This is a genomic window from Polaromonas sp. P1_E3, assembly GCF_056405935.1.
Window position 1 is genome coordinate 1 of the sequence record NZ_JBFUBD010000653.1, and the last position, 1,090, is coordinate 1,090.

2 protein-coding genes are annotated in these 1,090 nt (G+C 55.0%); one reads left to right on the forward strand and one right to left on the reverse strand.

Annotation, left to right across the window (positions count from 1 at the left end):
* A partial coding sequence (locus tag AC1D0Z_RS22530; protein ID WP_477660366.1) for a DNA gyrase subunit A occupies positions 1 to 180 on the reverse strand: 180 nt, incomplete at its 3' end.
* Positions 181 to 432: 252 nt separating this feature from the next.
* Between AC1D0Z_RS22530 and ompA the strand changes: the two genes are divergently transcribed.
* The gene (gene ompA / locus AC1D0Z_RS22535) at positions 433 to 1,068 is read left to right on the forward strand and encodes an outer membrane protein OmpA (protein WP_477660367.1); all 636 of its coding nucleotides are present in this window, start codon (positions 433 to 435) and stop codon (positions 1,066 to 1,068) included.
* The last annotated feature ends 22 nt before the right edge of the window (positions 1,069 to 1,090 follow it).

Below are 1,090 nucleotides of genomic sequence, written 5' to 3' on the forward strand. Positions count from 1 at the left end.
GTTCCAGTCGTTGTTCAACTCGTGCATGGCAAAAAGCACGCGCCGGTGCACCGGCTTCAGGCCGTCCCTGGCATCAGGCAAGGCCCGCCCGACGATCACGCTCATCGCGTAGTCGAGGTAGCTTCGCCGCATTTCCTCTTCAAGACTGATGGGCAGGGTTTCTTTAGCGAACTGGGTCATGAGCGGCCTGGTTGGGATTTCGAGATTCTTGAAGGAAACCAATGATTTTAAGGCCGGAGTTTAAAGCGAGGCCCTGTGGCGGGACAGCAACAAATGCTAGAGAATCTTAAGTCTGTGTCAGACGAAGCCGATAGCGTGCTTGAAGGTTCAGGCAGGTGTGGCACAATCGATGTAACGCTTTGAGTGATGGTCACTCACGGCGTGTAAATTACTAATCGCAGCCAGTCTGCGGCTTTTCTCTAGAGGAGAACCATGAAGAAACTCAACAAAGTGGCAATGTTGTTTGCTTCCGCAGCGCTTGTTACCGCCGCTGGTGCACAAACTATCGACAACTGGAAAAACGGTTCCAACGAACTGGTCTGGAAAAACGGCACCAACGAATTGTGCTGGCGTGATTCCAACTGGACGCCTGCTACCGCAGCGCCTGGTTGCGATGGCGCAATTGCCCCTTCGATGGCTCCTGCTGCTCCAGCTGCCGCTGCTCCTGCTGCTGCAGCACCTGCTGCTGCTCCGGCTGCTCCTCCTGCCGCAACGAAAGTTACGTACGCTGCTGACGCTTTCTTTGACTTCAACAAGTCAGTGATCAAGCCAGAAGGCAAAGCCAAGCTGGATGACCTGGTCGGCAAGATCAAGGACATCAACCTGGAAGTCATCATCGCCGTGGGTCACACCGACTCCGTGGGTAGCGATGCTTACAACCAGAAGCTGTCGGTTCGCCGTTCGGAAGCCGTCAAGGCCTATCTCGTGTCCAAGGGCATCGAGAAAAACCGCGTCTACACTGAAGGCAAGGGCGAGAAACAGCCAGTTGCTGACAACAAGACCGCCGAAGGCCGCGCGAAGAATCGCCGCGTGGAAATCGAAGTGGTTGGCACCCGCGCCAACAAGTAATCCTCTGGGATCACTCAAAAAC

Bases quoted from the DNA above. Each gene is read 5' to 3' on its own strand.
- ompA (WP_477660367.1), top strand. From the start codon at position 433: ATGAAGAAACTCAACAAAGTGGCAATGTTGTTTGCTTCCGCAGCGCTT.